Source organism: Anabaena sp. FACHB-595 (assembly GCF_048568275.1).
Lineage (GTDB): Bacteria > Cyanobacteriota > Cyanobacteriia > Cyanobacteriales > Nostocaceae > Trichormus.
Window position 1 is genome coordinate 5,328,021 of record NZ_CP183473.1, and the last position, 18,738, is coordinate 5,346,758.

At 41.8% G+C, this 18,738-nt stretch carries 17 protein-coding genes and 1 pseudogene; 7 read left to right on the forward strand and 11 right to left on the reverse strand.

Translation table 11 applies throughout. From position 1 onward, the window contains the following. Positions 1-11: 11 nt before the first annotated feature. The gene (locus ACN222_RS22200; RefSeq protein ID WP_010998579.1) at positions 12-1,742 is read right to left on the reverse strand and encodes a diflavin flavoprotein; all 1,731 of its coding nucleotides are present in this window, start codon (positions 1,740-1,742) and stop codon (positions 12-14) included. Positions 1,743-2,042: 300 nt separating this feature from the next. Here ACN222_RS22200 and ACN222_RS22205 point away from each other — a divergent pair, with 300 nt between their 5' ends. From ACN222_RS22205 to ACN222_RS22215, 3 genes and pseudogenes are all read left to right on the forward strand, one after another. Further along, positions 2,043-2,990 (forward strand): 1-aminocyclopropane-1-carboxylate deaminase/D-cysteine desulfhydrase, encoded by a 948-nt coding sequence (locus ACN222_RS22205; protein ID WP_010998580.1) that lies wholly within the window; start codon positions 2,043-2,045, stop codon positions 2,988-2,990. A 135-nt stretch (positions 2,991-3,125) separates the two neighbouring features. Next, positions 3,126-4,274, forward strand: coding sequence for an endo-1,4-beta-xylanase (locus tag ACN222_RS22210; protein WP_010998581.1), 1,149 nt, complete (start codon positions 3,126-3,128; stop codon positions 4,272-4,274). A gap of 342 nt (positions 4,275-4,616) precedes the next feature. Next, positions 4,617-4,762 (forward strand): annotated as a pseudogene (locus tag ACN222_RS22215) (IS1 family transposase); the annotation flags it as partial. A 663-nt stretch (positions 4,763-5,425) separates the two neighbouring features. Here the strand turns inward: ACN222_RS22215 and ACN222_RS22220 are convergent. From ACN222_RS22220 to ACN222_RS22235, 4 genes are all read right to left on the reverse strand, one after another. Next, a complete protein-coding gene (locus ACN222_RS22220; protein ID WP_010998583.1) occupies positions 5,426-7,486 on the reverse strand; it encodes a ribonuclease catalytic domain-containing protein in 2,061 nt (686 codons plus the stop codon). Positions 7,487-7,700: 214 nt separating this feature from the next. Next, positions 7,701-7,916: a 30S ribosomal protein S18 gene (rpsR, locus tag ACN222_RS22225; RefSeq protein ID WP_010998584.1), complete on the reverse strand. Its 216-nt coding sequence runs from the start codon at positions 7,914-7,916 to the stop codon at positions 7,701-7,703. Positions 7,917-7,918: 2 nt separating this feature from the next. Further along, positions 7,919-8,113: a 50S ribosomal protein L33 gene (rpmG, locus tag ACN222_RS22230; RefSeq protein ID WP_010998585.1), complete on the reverse strand. Its 195-nt coding sequence runs from the start codon at positions 8,111-8,113 to the stop codon at positions 7,919-7,921. A 44-nt stretch (positions 8,114-8,157) separates the two neighbouring features. Further along, positions 8,158-8,718: an RDD family protein gene (locus ACN222_RS22235; RefSeq protein ID WP_010998586.1), complete on the reverse strand. Its 561-nt coding sequence runs from the start codon at positions 8,716-8,718 to the stop codon at positions 8,158-8,160. Between the two features lie 68 nt (positions 8,719-8,786). Between ACN222_RS22235 and ACN222_RS22240 the strand changes: the two genes are divergently transcribed. The 4 genes from ACN222_RS22240 (at position 8,787) to ACN222_RS22255 (ending at position 11,750) form a co-directional block, all read left to right on the forward strand. Next, positions 8,787-9,410, forward strand: a complete 624-nt coding sequence (locus ACN222_RS22240; protein ID WP_084789116.1) for a Crp/Fnr family transcriptional regulator — start codon at positions 8,787-8,789, stop codon at positions 9,408-9,410. Positions 9,411-9,529: 119 nt separating this feature from the next. Next, on the forward strand, positions 9,530-10,291 hold the full coding sequence (locus ACN222_RS22245; RefSeq protein ID WP_010998588.1) for an enoyl-CoA hydratase/isomerase family protein: 762 nt from the start codon (positions 9,530-9,532) through the stop codon (positions 10,289-10,291). Positions 10,292-10,544: 253 nt separating this feature from the next. After that, positions 10,545-11,348, forward strand: coding sequence for an SDR family oxidoreductase (locus ACN222_RS22250; protein ID WP_010998589.1), 804 nt, complete (start codon positions 10,545-10,547; stop codon positions 11,346-11,348). A gap of 114 nt (positions 11,349-11,462) precedes the next feature. Beyond that, complete coding sequence (locus ACN222_RS22255) at positions 11,463-11,750, forward strand: hypothetical protein (RefSeq protein WP_010998590.1); 288 nt, start codon at positions 11,463-11,465, stop codon at positions 11,748-11,750. Positions 11,751-11,767: 17 nt separating this feature from the next. On the opposite strand, the gene ACN222_RS22260 is transcribed toward ACN222_RS22255, so the two are convergent. The 6 genes from ACN222_RS22260 to sbcD form a co-directional block, all read right to left on the reverse strand. Continuing rightward, a complete protein-coding gene (locus ACN222_RS22260) occupies positions 11,768-12,724 on the reverse strand; it encodes an MDR/zinc-dependent alcohol dehydrogenase-like family protein (RefSeq protein WP_010998591.1) in 957 nt (318 codons plus the stop codon). A 2-nt stretch (positions 12,725-12,726) separates the two neighbouring features. Then, entirely contained in the window at positions 12,727-13,290 is a 564-nt protein-coding gene (locus ACN222_RS22265; RefSeq protein WP_010998592.1) for a hypothetical protein, read from the reverse strand. An 847-nt stretch (positions 13,291-14,137) separates the two neighbouring features. Continuing rightward, positions 14,138-14,692 carry a hypothetical protein gene (locus ACN222_RS22270; protein ID WP_010998593.1) on the reverse strand — a complete coding sequence of 185 codons (555 nt, stop codon included), beginning with the start codon at positions 14,690-14,692 and terminating at the stop codon, positions 14,138-14,140. A 281-nt stretch (positions 14,693-14,973) separates the two neighbouring features. Beyond that, positions 14,974-15,780, reverse strand: coding sequence for an inositol monophosphatase family protein (locus ACN222_RS22275; protein WP_010998594.1), 807 nt, complete (start codon positions 15,778-15,780; stop codon positions 14,974-14,976). 17 nt (positions 15,781-15,797) lie between these two features. Continuing rightward, positions 15,798-17,237, reverse strand: coding sequence for a BCD family MFS transporter (locus tag ACN222_RS22280; RefSeq protein ID WP_084789117.1), 1,440 nt, complete (start codon positions 17,235-17,237; stop codon positions 15,798-15,800). Positions 17,238-17,440: 203 nt separating this feature from the next. After that, on the reverse strand, positions 17,441-18,682 hold the full coding sequence (gene sbcD, locus ACN222_RS22285) for an exonuclease subunit SbcD (protein ID WP_010998596.1): 1,242 nt from the start codon (positions 18,680-18,682) through the stop codon (positions 17,441-17,443). Between the last annotated feature and the right edge of the window lie 56 nt (positions 18,683-18,738).

The window sequence follows — 18,738 nt, forward strand, 5'->3', positions numbered from 1 at the left end:
CCAGTGCTTAATTAGTAATGATTACCAACTTTGCGATGATGAACGGCTGTCATGGCATGGACATTGGCAACTCTGCCAACGTGAACAGTGCTGTAGATAATCCAATGGTCACCACAATCCATACGACTGGTGATTTCGCATTCCGTGTAAGCTAGGGATTCTGCAAGAATGGGGGAACCGTCGGTGGCTGGATAAGTTTTGATGCCTGCAAAGCGGTCTGCACCAGGGGCAAAGCGTTTGAGGAAATGTTTCATCAATCCTTGATAGTTATCTTCTTCCAGAACATTCAAAACAAAGTGATCGCCTACCTGCATTAAGGATTCAATGGCGCGTTCTTTGGAGACTGCAATGGCTACTCCCAAAGGATTTAGGCTAGCTTGTGTCACCCATGAGGCGAACATGGCACCTTGAATTTCTCCTTTTTTGGTAGTGATGATATATAAGCCGGTGCTAATCCGTCCTAAGGCTTTCTCTAAGTCGGTGTTGATGGATTTAATTTGTTTGATGGTGCGATCGCGTGTTAACCATTGCCCTATATCTGTACCAGCTTCTTCACAAAGTTGTTCTGTGGTTTGTGCGGGAGCTTCTTTAATTAAAATTGGTGGGAAAGCTTCAACTAATCCCAATTCTTGAAACTTATTTCGTAAAGGAAAAACAGGTTCATCTTCTCCGCCACCAGACTCTAATAAACCTATGGCCTGTTTATGATGTACAGCCGCCAAGATAGTATTTAATGCTGCTTGGGCTGTCAGTGAATATTGTGATGGCATGGCGATGACTAAGCCAGATGCTTGAGTAACTAATTCTCTTACTTCTTGTGGTTCAGCAGTATTTAAGTCAATTAATTCTACCGCCACACCTGTTTTAGTACATCCATGCCCCAAAATATGTACTAAATGTTCACTATAGCCATAATCTTCAGCATAAAACAAAGCAACTAATGTCTCTGTTTTAGCTTGTTCTAAACTCCAGTTTTTATACCTGCCTAACCATTCAGAAATATGCACTTGTAGTAGAGGCCCGTGTCCTGTAGCTACTGTTTTAATTGCTAAGTTTTCAATGCGTTTTAAAGCTGCCAACACAGACCTAGCGTTCGGCCCCATCAGACAATCATAGTAATATTTAAAATCTTCTTCAATGGCGAAGAAATTTTCATCATAAGTCTGATCATCGCAATAGTGCATTCCAAACACATCACAGGTGTAGAGAATTCCTGTTTTGTGGTCATAAGTCAAAATTGTATCTGGCCAATGTAAATTAGGTGCAGAGACAAATTCCAAGCTGTGACCATTACCTAAATCTAAGCGTTCTCCACTTTTCACCTGTAGGGATTTGAATGGTTGGTGAACCATATTTTCTAAAAATTGAATTGCGACTTTAGCCCCAACAATAGTGATATTAGGAGCTAATTGCAAAATATCTTTCACTAAGCCGCTATGGTCTGGTTCTGTGTGACTAACAATCAAATAATCTATTGTGTTTGGGTCGATTAATCCGGCAACTATCTCTAGATAGAGTTTCTCAAACTTGCGGTGTGAAGTGTCAACTAAAGCAATTTTTTCACCTTTAATTAAGAAAGAATTATATGTGGTGCCATTGCGTAAGCCAAATTCAATATCGAAACGCTCTCGATCCCAATCCAAACAGCGAATAGCAGTTGTTTCATCTGCAATTTCCACAGTTTGCACTGTCAAACGTCCTATGTTGGCATTAGCTTGTGTATCTTCGGTGAGTGCAACCATAGGTTTTCTCCCAAAAAAGTATGATTAAGTGTTAAATATTCTTCTTCTTATATTGAACTGAGAATCCTATTTGGTAAAATGCCAATTCCTGAAGCTATTTATTAGTAAAATTTATTATTCACTGAAATTGCATTAGCATTGAAAATAATCAATGTTAATCATTGATAAGCTAATGCGCGCCTAAATTGCATAACTACTAACAAGTGCTGTTAACTGTGAACGATCAACAGTCAACAAACCTTACGATGGATTATGCAACTTAAAAGCACAATACCTTATCACTCTCCATAGAATTCATCGATGTCATTGACCTTTGTTCCTCCGCCAATACAAAAAATCAATAGTGAGATTGCTAATAATGCTGGTGTAGAAATTTATGTATTACGCCTTGATTTAATGCACCCGTGGGTAAACGGTAATAAGTGGTACAAGCTGAAATACAATCTCTTAGAAGCTAAGGAGAAAAGTTACACAAAATTACTCACCTTTGGTGGTGCATATTCTAATCACATCTTCGCTACTGCCGCAGCAGGTAATCTTTTAGGATTCCAGACTATTGGTATAATTCGTGGGGAAGAAACCTTACCCTTAAATCCCACACTAAGTTTTGCAACGCAACAAGGTATGCAGCTTGTCTATGTGGACAGGGAAACCTATCGACAACGAAACAGCACCACATTACACACAGACCTAAGGAAACGCTTTGGTGAGGTATTTATCATTCCAGAAGGTGGTAGTAATTTGAATGGTGTGCGTGGTTGTCTAGAAATAATAAGTGCCGCAACACAAGTATTTGATATTGTTTGTGTAGCTTGTGGTACAGCCACCACCCTAGCAGGTATCGCTCTGGCACTGGAACCTCAGCAACGTGTGATTGGTTTTCCTGTCTTAAAAAATGGGGGTTTTTTAGCACAGGATATTGCTCAGTTAATGAAGAATTATGTCGCGGCGGGGTTGCCCATTTCATCTAGTTCTCCCGCCTCTTGGGAATTAGTTTGCGATTACCATTTTGGCGGTTACGCCAAGGTGAAAGATGATCTCATACTGTTCAGTCACCAGTTTACCCAAAGCTACGGCGTACCTCTTGATTACGTGTATACAGCGAAAATGTTTTACGGCGTAATGGACTTGTTAAAGCAAAGATATTTTACGAAAGGTGATGGTCTCCGACCGACCGTAGGTCATCGTATCTTAATGATTCACACGGGTGGCTTACAGGGAAATATCGGGATGAGTGAACGATTGTAATGGTTTTGAGGAAATATATTTTCCCGGATTATTTAACATTTGTTTTTCTATATTTCATCAGTATAATTACTCTAAAAACTTTAAAACTTTAATGTGCAATATAATAACTCCTGTATTTTCTATTAGGTATTATTTATGTTCCATCGGAGAAAATTCTTAAGGAGAGCAGGGTACACAACTCTATCTGCTTTCTTGACGATGGGGTTTTTACAAAGGGATAAACAGAGGGATAGCCGTAGTACGGATATTGCCGCAATCAATACGAATTATCCCTTGCGGCAATTAGCTGCTGCCAAAGGAAAACGCTATGGTGCAGCAGTTGACAGTGAAACTTTAAAAAAATATCCCGACTACGCGAAATTAATTGCCCGCGAATGTTCAATTGTGACACCCAACGGCGAATTAAAATGGAATGCCACTGAACCGCAGCCAGGATATTTTACTTTTGAAGCAGCTGATGCGATCGCTAACTTCTGCCAAAAGCATAACCTGAAAATGCACGGGCATACCCTGTTCTGGAACATGGCAAAACCAGACTGGCTTCCTTATCCCCCCACCATACCCATGATCGAACGGCACTTTAACGGTGTGATGGGACATTATCGCAATAGTGAAGTTTTAATATCTTGGGATATCGCTAATGAAATTATTGCCTACAGTGAAGATGAAGCTAAGGCCTCTACTTACGGCTTACATAAAGGTGTAAAACCAGAATTAATTCGAGATGTATTTTTAATCGCCGCTTCGATTGATAGCAGCAAGAAGTTTTACTTAAATGATTTCTCCATTGAAGGCGATACCTGGAAATCCAGGTATTTCCTAAAAATGATCGAGTATCTTAAGAATAATGGCGCGAAGATAGATGGAGCAGGTATCCAGTCTCATCTGTGGTTTTCCACCAATTATCCTTTTGATGAAAAAGGATTTGTTGGTGTTTTAAAAAGGCTCAAAGAACTGGAAGTTAAACCAGTAATTACCGAACTGGATATTATTATTGACACTCCTCTACCAGACACTATTGAAAAGCTCGATCAAATGGTAGCTGACTCTTATAAGCGATATCTTGACTTATGCTTCGCTAATGGAGTCGATACCATCATTACCTGGGGTATTACTGATCGTTATAGCTGGATACGTCACCCTGATTGGATGCCCCAAAAATTTAAGGCAAATCCCAGCTACCATAAGTTTTTGCGTCCACTTCCCTACGACGAGAATCTGAAACCTAAACTTGCTCGTAAAGCGATCGCCCAAGCCTTCATAAAGGCTACTTCTTCAAGATGACTCAAATAGGTGCTATGTATTTGCTAGATAATAGCCTTCGCAAAAGCAGCTTCTTCAAATCCATGCAAATAGGTACTGCTTATTTGCTAGATAGTAGCTTTCATATTGGACTCTAGCTTAAGGTGAGTCTCCAAACAAATCACACCTATGGGAAGGGCGAAAGAACACTTGCTGCTTTCTTAGTAGTTCGACGAAACATAACCCCAAATCCTTTTCTTGCAGCACCAATTCTCGATGAAGATGCGCTTAATTATTTTATAACTAGCGAAGGCGTTGCGTAAGATAGGTAAAATAGGGAGGAATTTAGGTGTTGTACTGTGCATTTTTCCATACTGTGAGTCTATGGAAATTAGAAAAAACCGAAAGCGAAGAGGTAAACAGAATTACATTTGTATTAAATGTGGTTGTCAGTCAATTTATTGATGTTTATAAGTCCACCAAAAAGGTACTCAGATGAAGTGAAACAAAGTTGTTTACGCTCATACGTCAAAGTTATTCGACAATAACCAACAAAAAAGGCTTGGTCGAGCCAAGCCTTTATGTATACCAAGCATTTACTACACCAAGCTTAATTTAAACCCTCTAGAACTTTAGTTCATCTGCCCTTAGACTGTATGCAAATTCTTGCAAACCTGATATGAACTGGCATCTTTACATACAAAAAAGGCTTGGCTTAACACCAAACCTCCGTAATTGCTGTGCTTAACAACGTACTAAATTAATTTAAACTGAATTTTTATCCTTATCATCTTCCTTTAGTATGTGTTGCCCAAAAACAAAAAAATGATGAGTAGTTTTGATTTTTCAGGAAAATATTTTTGATCAATAATGAATATTTTAAATATAAAATAGAGGCTTGAATAATATTTCAGCCTCTATATTTACCAGGTGTTTACCATATATCTCTAATTTATTCCTTTATCGATAATAGTTCATCTATCGAATTGGTGTATACAAAAAGTTAAGAATTTGGTAAGCATCAAACATAGCCATACAAAATAATAGTTTTGTCTCTTGCTATCTCAAGCTCAACGAACAAATGGTATGATTTTGACCAAAAATCACTCAACAATAGGCGAGGTCAGACTAACCCCCACCCGTTCCGAAGTAGGGGAGCGCGCCTCACAAGTGGTTCAAATTGCTAATGTGGTCTAATTCGCTGCTGTCTGGGCTTCTTGATAAATTATTTCTTGAAACTGAATTACATCTTTTTGCGGGTCGGAAATACTAACTTTTACTAATACCTGTTCACCTAGTCTCACCGATCGCTTGAATACCATCGGTAATTGTAAACCCAAATCTTCTAACAAAATTAGTGCTAAGTTACTATCTTCTCGCAGCCACATTAGCACTGTTACCTGCCAAATCTCTTCTGGATGACGGCGCAAATATTCCAACGCCCAGTACCTATTAGTCTGACGTTCTACCATTGTCAGCTCTTGGGTGGTGCTGGTAACGGTCATCATTACTTCTTTGAGTTCTTCGGCGGTAAAAGGGGGAACTTCACCCCGGAGGTGGGCTTTAAGTTGAAAGTGCGTTAGTAAGTCACTGTAGCGGCGGATGGGAGATGTGGCTTGGGTGTAAGTATCTAAACCTAAACCAGCGTGACGTACAGGAGTAATACTCATTTCACTCTTGGGCATACAACGCCGCATGGCACAAGCACGGACAAATCCGGCTGGAAGTCGGAGTAATTCGTCTTCTGGGGGTAATTCCGGTTGTGGTTGACCACGAAAGGGCAAGGGTATGTTGTGTACTTGACCGTAACGGGCTGCCACTTCACCAGCTAGAATCATCATTTCTGCTACTAACTGCCGTGACCGGGAATCATCTAGAATGTCGATACTGATGTCATCATTCTTGACTTTAATCATCGCCTCCGGCATATTAATGCTGATTGCGCCTTGATTATACCGCCAAGATTTGCGCTTAGTTGCCCAAGTAGCGATCGCCGCAATTTCTGGTTCTGCTTGTACGCCTAATTCCAACATCTCATCTACGTCTTCGTAGGTGAGGCGATAGGTAGGCTTAATTAAGCTGGGATGAATAGTAAAGTCTTGTACTGCCCCTGTCCCATCTAAAACCACACCAAAACTCAAAGCACAGCAAACTCTTCCCTGTACCAAACTCATGGGGCCGGTTGCCAATACTTCGGGAAACATGGGAATCATTCCCGTCGGCAAATAAACTGTGCTGCCTCGCTTCCTGGCTTCTAGGTCTAAATCATCTTCTGGTGCTAAGTAGCGGGTAGGATCGGCGATATGCACCCACAATCTTTCCCTGTCATCCGGGAGTTTTTCCCAACTCAATCCATCATCTATTTCAGTGGTGCTTTCATCGTCAACTGTATAGACCTTCAGGTGAGTCAAATCAAGGCGATTTGTGTCTAAGTCTGTCGGCGGGAAATCCAAACGCTGTTGCGCCACTTCTAATACCTTGCTAGGAAACTGAACTGGAATTGACGAACGACGCAGGAACAAGTTTTCCGTGGCACTCCACCACCCCAAATCTACCAGTAATTGAAAAGCGCCTTGGGGGGTTGCGGGTCGCCCCAGCATATTCATTGTTTCTAATACTGGGGCTGGGGGAGGATAGGCACGCGCCAGAGAATCATAGTTTAGCCCCACCTTCACAATGTCGGCTAAAAGTGTTCCATACTTTTCCAATCCTTCTAGGCGTTGGCGGTCATGACGCTGCCACTCTACTGCTTCGCCTTGGAGTGCTTGTTCTACACGCGTCAAAAATTCCTGCTGTCCCCTAGCTTTGAGGGCTTCTACTTCTATCTGGTGTTTGCGATCTGCTACTTGAGCCGCCGTTCTCGGTTCGTAAGCATCACCTTTTTGTTTAAAATATAACTTGTCATCTGATAACAAGCAATGAGCAGCATAACTGGGAGCTGAGTTTGATTCCGAAAACAGTAGATTGGCCATTTGGGATGGCGTGACTGTTTCTCCATCTTCTACTAGTAATTCCCAAGCCACTTCTAAGCTGGAGGGGTCGAGATAAGGCTTGACTTCCTCCAAAAACCTGTCAATCTCCGATGGCTTATAAGTGTTGCCGTTAACTGTATATGTAATTTGTCTAGGCGCGAGGCTGTGGGATTGACCACGTTCATCTACCACAAACCAACGGGTTTTTCCATCTGGGCGGTCTACCACGCCCAAACGGCGATCGCCTTGAACCCTAAATTCAACTAGCGTCCCCTTCTCCACAACTCTCGCAATTAATTGGTTAACAAATAGATTTTAGATTTTGGAGTTCAATAATGACTACTAAATCCAAAATCTGGTAATTTTCACTGTAGAACAATATCCTACACTAATTGAGATTTTAGATTATGGACTCAGACGATTCAAAGCTACATAACAATCTTTATGTAGCTGCTTGTGTTCATCCAAAATCTAAAATTCTCGCCACTGACTAGAATTAGCCTTCCGCATTGATAAATGGCAACAAAGCCACAAGACGGGAACGTTTAATTGCTAGTGTCAATTCTCGCTGTTGTTTAGCGGTTAGACCAGTAATTCTCCGGGGTAAAATCTTACCACGCTCGGTGATAAATTTACGCAATAAATCAACGTCTTTGTAATCAATCGGTTCTCCAGGCTTAATTGGAGACAGGCGACGACGGTAATAGCTCATCTTTACTTGATTTCCTTGTGAACGGTATGTTTATTACAGTGGGTACAGAACTTTTTTAGTTCTAGACGATTGGTGGTGTTACGACGGTTCTTGGTTGAGGTATACCGGGAAACACCTGGCGATCGCTTGTCTGGATTTGTCCGGCATTCAGTACACTCTAGTGTGACTATAATGCGCGCACCTTTACTTTTAGCCATAATCTTATCAAACGCTAAAGCCTGAAGAGAATTAACACAAATGACTATCGTCTCACATTTCGTCGTAAAGTTCCAACTAATCGCTTAATTTTTAAATCAAGGGAATAGCCCCGACTCGACGAAACTATGAAAGTTCCAGCGTAGCGGTCATGCCAAGCCTGCCGCATCTGGTTATCAGAGAAAGCCGCACCACAGTCAATTGCCAGAGGAATCACTAGCAGTATGGCAGTGGGGTTGAGTCTAATGTTGCCCAAAGCAATGGACAGCAAAAGAACACCAAAGCCAATTATAACTTCTCTCTTGAACAGTGCCAGTAATTCAGGTATCCTGGGGACAACTTCCCCATCTTCCACTTCCAGCACCTTTAAGTCAAACGCCCAACGCCCTAAACTTTGTCCTTGATTGTTATAGACAACCAACACACGCAAGATTAACCAACCGATAACAAAAACTAAAATTTGCACAACTTGAATACCGATACCACCACTATTACCCAAGAAGGAACTAACTAACCAAACACCAAGAAAATCCACCCCCAAAGCGAAACCTCGTCGCCAAATATCAGCTTTGGGGTAATATTTTTTGGGGATACGTTCGATGGTCATAAAAATGGGGGGTGGGGAGTAGTGAATGGGGAGTAATTCTTGTTACTTCTATAATTTTAGTCAAGTACATGATCAATTTTTTAAACATTGACCATCTGCCAGAAAATATCAAAATGGCGATGGCAATCACCTATGAGAGTTTAACGGCTGGACAGCCGCTTTTCCATCAAGGAGATTTAACCAGAGCCATTTTTGTAGTCATATCTGGACAGATCAGACTCATGCACTATACCGACGCTGGTCAATCCATCAAGCACTATGAAGTCAAAGCTGGAGAGAGTTTTGCAGAAGCTGCATTGTTCAATGAGTTTTATGATTGTACAGCGATCGCTGATATTCCTTCCCGTGTCGCTACTTTTCCTAAACAGGCGTTTCTAGCAACTTTGCGCCAATATCCAGATTTATCAGAGGCTCTCATAGTACAACTGGCACGAAGATTTCACCAAGTAAAAATCTTACTAGAACTACGGAGTATTCGTTCTGCGCGCGATCGCGTGCTGCGTTATTTGGAAATTTCCGCCCATCCACACGGAAACACCGTCAATCTGGATAAACCTCTGAAAGAAATAGCCGAAGATATGGGATTGAGCCAGGAAGCATTGTCTCGCGTTTTGAGTCAACTGCAAAAAGACGGGACAATTACCCGCAAAAAACGACAAATTGTATTAATTCAAGAATTAAATCGAACTTAATCGCAAAATTACGGAATATTAAAAATCATCTCAAACTTGATTTCAATCAAAGAAGTCTCTGTGACGAAAGCATAGATTTAGCTACGGAAATCTGACGCTATGCCAACACAGAACAAATCATGACTTTGAATCAACCTGAATATTTCACCAAATACGAAAACCTGCACTTCCATCGAGATGAAAATGGCATTCTAGAAGTGAGAATGCACACAAACGGTAGTTCACTTGTTTTCACAGGTAAAACTCATCGAGAGTTTCCCGACGCATTCTACGACATTAGCCGAGACAGAGATAACCGTGTTGTCATCCTCACAGGTAGTGGTGATGCTTGGATGGCTGAAATCGATTTTCCTAGTTTAGGAGATGTCACCAATCCTCGTGAGTGGGATAAAACTTATTGGGAAGGTAAAAAGGTGCTGCAAAACCTCTTGGATATTGAAGTACCAGTTATCTCTGCTGTCAATGGTGCAGCATTACTTCATAGTGAATACATTCTGACGACCGACATTATTCTTGCGTCTGAAAACACTGTATTTCAAGATATGCCTCATTTAAATGCAGGTATCGTACCAGGTGACGGAGTGCATATATTATGGCCGTTGGCACTTGGTCTTTATCGCGGGCGCTACTTCTTGTTTACTCAAGAAAAGCTGACGGCTCAACAAGCTTATGAACTTAATGTTGTCCATGAAGTACTGCCGCAAAGCAAACTCATGGAACGGGCTTGGGAAATTGCCAGGACACTTGCCAAACAGCCCACATTAAACTTGCGATACACCCGTGTGGCCTTGACTCAAAGACTGAAGCGGTTAGTTAATGAAGGGATTGGCTATGGTCTAGCATTAGAAGGTATTACCGCCACCGATCTCCGCAATACTTAACATTTTTGATACTTGACAGGAAGAGGCAGGGGGGAGGTACTTCCCCTTTTCCCCCTGCTCCCTTTCTTCTTCTTGACAGGTGAATTTAACAGTAATAATTCACCTGTCTATAGGAATCCGATTTGATTTCTGAAAAATTTTCAGTAGGGTGGGCAATGCCCACCAGAACCATGAGCCGGTGGGCATTGCCCACCCTACGTATATTTCAAAAATCAAGTATGAGTTATATAGAAACATCCAGAGGTAAATTACAGTGGAAAATTTTGTTACCCCTCCAGCTTTTGGGGAAAAAATCCGGGAACGCTGGACATTAGCCGGACGAAAAGCTTTGATTACCGGAGCTACAAAAGGAATTGGTTTAGCGATCGCTCAAGAGTTCTTGGCTTTAGGTGCAGAAGTCGTCATTGTGGCTCGCAATGCTGAAGCGATTGAGCAGCAGATGAAGGCTTGGCATTCTGCGGGGAAAGTTCACGGAGTTGCAGCCGACGTTTCCACTTCTGAGGGTCGTCAAATGATGCTTGATTACGTTAGCAAGACCTTTGGAGAACTTGACATTTTGGTGAACAACGTTGGCACAAATATTCGTAAGAAAGCGACTGATTACACAGAAGAAGAATTTGCTGCGATATTTCAAATTAATCTAACTTCTATATTTGAGCTTTCCCGACTGTTTTATCCCTTACTCAAAACAAGTAAAAACAGCAGTATCGTTAACATCGGTTCTGTTGCTGGATTAATTTCCGTTCGGACTGGCGCACCCTATGGCATGACCAAAGCTGCACTCGTGCAGTTAACGCGATCGCTGGCGGTAGAATGGGCAGATGATGGTATTCGCGTTAATGCGATCGCACCTTGGTTTATCCAAACTCCTCTGACCGAGCCTCTACTCAACAATCCCGAAACTTTAAGCGCAGTCCTTTCACGCACACCAATGAAACGCGTGGGTCAACCCGAAGAAGTAGCCAGCCTGACGGCTTTTCTCTGTATGCCTACCGCATCCTACATCACAGGACAATGTATTGCTGTTGATGGAGGATTTCTGGCATTTGGTTTTTAAAATGACCTAACTGACAGACATTAAAATAGGTTGAATAATACTTAGGACTCAGAACTCTGCACTCCGTATTGCGATAACATAACTTCTAACTCGTCACTTTTATCGGGACTGGCCGTGTTGGAAGCAATTATATTTATTATTCTGGGGATTCAAAAGTTTTTAGTACCGATTTGTTTTGTCGGTGCATGGGGTTTAATGATTCTCATCGCTTGGAGTCTGTGGAGTGCTACGCGAGATAGTATCAGCACAGCCAAACAAATGCACCAAATCCCCTGTTCTGGGTGCCAATTTTTTACAGATGACTACCGCCTGAAATGCACTGTACACCCATCCCGTGCTAACACAGAAGAAGCCATCAACTGTATGGATTATCAAGCGAAGACTAATCCTTATTTGTATTAGTTTAGGTTAACGGTTTACTAATTACCCATTTCCAGCAAAACTTTCAACACGCCTCGGCGTTGTGCTTCCTCAAAGGCCAAAAGTCCTTGAGTGAGGGGGTATTGGCTATGAATCAGGGGTTCTACGTCAACTTTTCCTGTAGCTAATAGCTCCAGTGCAGGGGGAAAAACACCACAACGAGAACCGATGAGAGTAATTTCGTCTACTACTAAAGAAGAAGCATCTAAGCTGAGATTGCCAGCATAGGTGCTTTTCAGCACTAGAGTACCACGGGGACGCAAAGCCCGACGAGCGATCGCAAATCCTTCTGGATTACCAGTACACTCGACTACAATATCAAAAGCTCTATCTTGGACAGCATCAACTAAACCCGTTTGCACACCCCGTACTTTTAAATTAGCAAGTTTTTCTTGGTGACGACCAACAACCAATAGTTCACAACCAGTTAGAGCTAATGTCTGGGCTACTAATTGTCCCAATTTGCCATCTCCGACTACTAGCACACGGTCATCTCTACTCAATATTATCTGTTGTTGAATTTCTAGGGCGGCTGCTAAAGGTTCGGTAAAAGTTGCCGCGTCTGTTGGTACATTTTCAGGTACAACATGGAGATTTTCTACTGGTAAACAAAGGTACTCTGCAAATGCTCCATGACGGTTGACAATACCTAAAACTGTCCGATTTTCACAGTGAGTTGGTTGTCCTCGGCGACAAAAACGACAATAACCGCAGACAGCGTTGATTTCCCCGACGACTCTTTGATTTAGTAGATGTTCTGGCCCTTGTTCCACCAGTCCCACAAATTCGTGTCCTAAAATTCCTGTGTAGGGATAATAGCCCCGCAGCAACTCCAAATCTGTGTTGCAAATTCCCGCACGCAGAACCCGTACAAGCGCTTCTCCCGGTGGTGCTTCCGGAACGGGAATATCTGTAAGCAATTGTAACTGGTTATTTTCTAGCCAGAGTCCTTTCATCTTTATATCTCAGTAGTATTGGGAAACTTCTGCTCAATCTTGCTTAACCAAATTACTAAGTCATCAGAGTGAACAGCAATCTCACTTCCTAAAGTTTTGATATATAGCAGTCCGTCACTGATAGTTAAATCTCTAACAGGATACCAAGAATTGCGGGTACGGATCAGCAAATCCAAGGGAATCCCCAGTTGCAGTGTATTTTTGCGATATTTCCACCAAGAACGCCACAGATGAACTGATTTCATACAGTGCATCTGGTAACCTTTGGGAATTTGACAATATTGATACCTGTAACAATTACGACTATCTATTTCTCCTGTAAGAATGTAGTTATGTTCAGCCAATACTTCGTTGATCAATTCCCAATGCGATGAAGTTGCTTTAACCGAGAATTCTAGGGGTGTATGAGTGAGTGGGGCGGTAGCAATCACCCCCTCGGTTTTAGCTATAATTTGGTTGATTTTATAAGCTGTTTGAGCCTGTAAAGTGCTGTTAGCTAAAAGAATTTCTTGTTTGTGGACGGATTGGGCAACAAACTGCTGTAATAGCTCTAAATTAGATAACATTGCTTATGTATACTGAATGCACCATGTTTTATGTAAGATGCAACCAATTGTAAGTGAGCGATTATCAAAAGACCATGAGTTATCACAAAATTGGCAAAACTTTCACTATAATCCAATCCTTTCTTAAACTATGTTCATAGATTTCTGTACATATATTCGTGCAACAGTTTAATCTAATCTATGAATTTAAAAATTTATAGCAAATCTTGATTTTGATTAATGATAAATATAATTCTTGTATAACGCCGTGTGCAACTTTTTTCAAACCTAACTCCCAAACCATTCCCTACAAGGGAAGAGGAGCAAGAATTAAAACCTCTAACGCCACTTGCAGGGGAGAGGTACCCTGCGGTCGCCGTAAGGCGTTCTCGTAGAGTAGCAAGCTATGGAGAGGGGTTTCAAGAATAGGTTGCACATCGGATTATATAGAAATTCGATTTGGTTATTGAAAATATCTAAGTATCTGTAGGGTGGGAAATGCCAATTTCTCCCAGATCCAACATAGTGGCTCCCCTACGTATATTTAAGACATCAAATACTATTCCTATAGTCAATTTTATTGAGCAATTGAAAATAAAACTTCTGTAGGAGAACCAGTGCGTTACTGAGGTTCCCTCCGTTATCGCAACTGGCGCTGTTTTAGGTGTGAATTTTGATGCAATTAGTCACGAAAAAAAGAATTTAAGCACTTAATACCAATTCTCGATGAAGATACGCTTAATGATTTTAGAACTAGGGAATTCTCATGAAGAAATCTCTGCGTACCTCCGCACTAACCACCCTGCGGGAAGCCGAAGCGTCTACAGCCTTAATCTGCGTTAAAAAGCTAAAATTTAGCGCAGCTTTATCAAGAAACTTGAGATTCTAGCTCATTTTTACTCAACCAGATTACTAGGTCATTAGAATGAACTGTCATTTCACTGACTAAGGTTTTAATATAAATGAGACCATCACTAATAAATAAATCTTTGATGCCGTACCAAGAATCTCTTGTCCGAATTAAAATATCTAAAGGTATTCCTGAATTGAAGGCTGTTTTCCGATATTTCCACCAATTTTGCCACAAATTAACAGATGTTGTGCATCGCAGTTGGTAGCCTTCGGGTACAGAACATTGTTGATATTTATAAAAGCCTAGTTTATCAACTTCTCCTGTACATATATAGCTGTAATCAGCTAATGTCTCATTCATAACATCCCAATAAGATGAAGGCGACGCGATGAGAAAATCGGATGGGTGACTATTCAGTTGTGTAGTAGCAATTATTCCTTCTTTTTTCGCAATTAATTGGTTACTCTTGTAAACCATTTGTGCTTGCAAAGCAGAATTAGCTAATAGAACTTCTTTCTTGTCGATGGATTGAGTAATAAACTCGCGGATTAAAGCTAAGTTAGATAACATAACTCTTCATTAAAACACTTAGGAAAAACTTGTATCAAGGACTCTAACAATAACCACTGCCAATGATTGACGTTTCTTGGACTGTGCCTAATTTGTTGAAAGTTTAGGTATCTGCATCGTGTATTAACATCATGAGTGAGTTGTGATACTAGTCAAATACAATCACCTTGATAAATACATATACGTCGAAAAAATCTCATATCCAGAAAAATTACCCAGGTCGCCTGTAAAATTTTTTGTGATTACAGGCAACCTGGGTTGATAAAAAAGTATTGGGTGAGTTAAATTTTTACATCTTTAATTAAGGGTGTAAAAAATGTAACTAAGTCTGAGCGACTAACAACGAGAGTAGGGAAAGAGCGATCGCTATAATCTTCCCCGTCTGACAAAGGAAACGCTTCTGAGTCGAGGGAAACCCAGCTACCACCAGCAGCTTGGACAATTACCCAAGCGCCTGCTATGTCCCAAACTTTTGGTGTTGCTTCTATCCCTCCTAATGTTGCACCAGCCGCAACCGTCAGGAAATTGTAACTAGCGACACCCAGCATCCGAATTTTGCAGGGAAATCCGTTCTGGACAACAGCTAAACTGCGGGAACAAAGGTTAAAAAAATGATTGCTGCTGGGAGCATCACTACTGGTATGAATTGGGTGATGATTGAGAAATGCCCCAGAGGGTGTGCTTAAACCAGATGTACCAGGCCAAAAACCATGAAAGGCTTGATTGAGGGGTGGCGCATAAACATAACCAAAAATCGGTGTCCCTCGGTAAAGCAAAGCCAGAGAAATCGACCAGATGGGAATACCTCGTGTAAAGTTCGTTGTCCCATCTAAAGGATCTATAACCCAGCACCACTCTGTCCCAGGAAATGTGCGTTCGCTTTCTTCAGTTAAAATTCCATAACCAGAAAAAGTAGAGGCGATCGCATCTCGAATTTCTTGATCTGCCCATTTATCGGCTTGGGTTACCAAGCTACCGTCAGCTTTTTGTAAAGCCTGCACTTGCCCAAAGTCCTGCATTAATCGCGCGCCCACTCTGGTGGTGGTAGTTTGGGCAAAATCGAGAATTGTCGTCCAAAAATCATTCATCAATAAGTTCTCACGTTCTAATCTAAATCACTTTCTAAAACAGAAGCGATCGCTTTCTTGGTGGTAGTTTGAAATTCCTTCACGCTAACTCGGTTCAGGAACCAAATCGACACTATCATTCCCACAGCTTCCAGAACGAACACAAACCCATAAGCTAATTCTAAAGTTGGTAAAAATCTTTTCCCTATATCCAAGGCTGCACCACCTGTGACTACAGCCGTTCCCCTAGCGAAAGCCTGCGCCAGTCCCCAAGCCCCAATAAATGTGCCTGCGGCTTCTGCAACTGTCAAATCCAGCATCAAGCTAATTGCGCCTGTAGTTAAAAAACCGGCGGCTAAACCAAACAATACCAAACCGAACTTTAAGAAGGCGGGATTAGCCGAGAATCCTGACGCACCCAACAATAATGCTGCGAATGCGACCAGCACACAGCCCAGACGTGTAGTGCGACGCTTACCCAAACGGGGGACGACAAAAAAGCCAGCTACACCATAGGCAATCAAAATACCCGTACCATAAAAAGCATTCAGTCGGGTACTCTGTGCTATGGACATCTTAAACACTTCACCGGCATAAGGTTCTACCACTGCGTCTTGCATAAATAAACTGATGGTCATCACTACTAAAAAAGTGAAGAACAACACAGTTTGGGGACTAGCGGTCAAAATTTTCCAAGCCGAACCCAATGTAATGCTATCTTCTCGGTTTACCAGAGTGGAACGCTGGCTATAAAGAGAATATTTTTTCTCTACACCAAGCGTTGCTACAATTGACAGCCCAAATACAATAGTTGGCACAATCATAAATAGATTGTTAACTGCTGGTTGGAAATTTACCGTAGTTTCTTCTGACGGTAATATAGTGCCAGAGATAATTGCCCCAACAATAATTCCCACCATCAACATTGACCAAACTACACCAACCACTTGAGAACGGTTATCTTCTTGAGAGATATCCACTAACAAAGCAGCAAAAGGTGTACTACTAGCACAAATTGCTAGACCGTATACGGCAAAAACTAAAGCCAGAACAGCCATCCAGCCGATAGTTTGCGTAGTCCACACCCAACCAGTAGAGCTATTGGCGACATTATTTAACTGCCAAATTACTTGAACAGCTAAAAAAGAGGCGATCGCAAATATTGCCGCCCCTACCCAAACATAAACTGTGCGATGATAACCCCACAAAGGCTTGGCATCCGAAAGCTGACCGAACCAGATACGAGCAGGAGCGACGAACAACGGTAAGGCCACAACGACTGCTACCCATGTCGCCGGAATTCCGATTTCTTTAATCATGACTCTGTTGAGTACACCCAGAGTCAAAATTGACATCATACCCAGACCCATTTGAAAGAGTCCGAGTCGAAACACAGTCAGTAAGTCAACCCTCTTGACTGATTCCGGCTTGATTGATTGACCTGATTCGGGATCGGGTACAAAATTGCTAGTTGCCATTATGACTTTCACGAAAAACAATACAGGATTTAGCCTTTCTTTAACTTAAGATAAACCCTGAGAACAATTCAAAATTCAAAATTCAAAATTCAAAATTAAGGAAATTACGGGGATTGGGGACTAGGAAGACGTAGGGAAGCAGGAGAAGTAAAGAACAAAAACTAATGACTACGGACTACGGACAACTGACCATTGACCAATGACTATTGACCAATGACCACTTCGACATCATCATCTAACAACTTTCCTGCTGCTTCTAGCATGGACGCTGATATGTCTTTCAAGTCTTCACGATTCTGCAAGTAAGTTTTTAATGCTTCCATTGGGTCGATGCTGCTACTAGCACTTAGTTCAGGAATGCGGGGTCTAGCCAACTGACTTAATAATTCAGCTTGAATGGTGTAAGTATGGGCAGAACTCAAGGCGTTATGTAGGGAGGCGCTATCAATTACATCCATCTGTTCGGAACGGAGCTTGTAGATTAGGCGTATGACAGCATCTTGAATATCATGTTTAGCGATCGCCTTCACAATAGCAGCTTGTGGATCATCTGCCTTTGATACATCCACTTCTATGGTGCGAAAAGTCCGAACAGGTAAGGGACAGAACTCCCAATTTACATTCCCCTGTTCTAGTTCGATCATTACATAACCCTTATCCTCTTTCTCCTCGCTAAAATCTACCCGTTCAATACTCCCCGGATAAATCACTGGGGGGTTATTAGATTTATTCAAATTTTGATGACGGTGGACGTGTCCCAATGCCACATAATCAAAGCAAGGACGAGTCAGCAAAGATAAAGGTAGAGTAAAACCTTTACCCACAGCCAAATAGCGTTCAGCACCCAAAGTTGCATTATCAGCCATCAAATGAGCTAAAAGCACAGTTGGCACATCAGGGTCAAGACGGCGAATTTCCCCTTCCATCACCACTTGCAGACGTTCTGTTAATAGTTGATTGACTTCAGCCAACCCCAAACCTTCTGTTTCTTGACGCGTCATCAGTGTCGAACGAGTTAGCCAAGGTAAAGTAATCACCTGCACTTTGCCGTTACGAGTTTGGATATGATGAGTCATTAACCTATCACCAACCACAAACCCCGGCACTCCCAAAGTGCGGTAAATATTTAAACTAGCACCTCCTTGTCCTTGGGAATGTTGGTCATGGTTTCCCACCAACAACACAGTCGGAATTTGAGCATCCACAAGACGACGAAATTGACTGGCAAATGCTTCTTGCACATACGGCGGCGGCGTAGCATCAGGAAACGCATCACCACCAAATATGACCAAATCTACAGCATCTCCTAACGCCCGATCAATACATACAGATAAAGTATTGACAAAATCCTCCAATCGCGTATTTAATCCCGTGGCGCTATTAATACGTCCGTGAGAAAAACCGCTTCCCATGTGGATGTCAGAGAGATGGAGGATTTTAATCATGATTAGTTAATAGTCAATAATCAATAGTTAATAGTAATAGTTGTTTTCAACTTTGA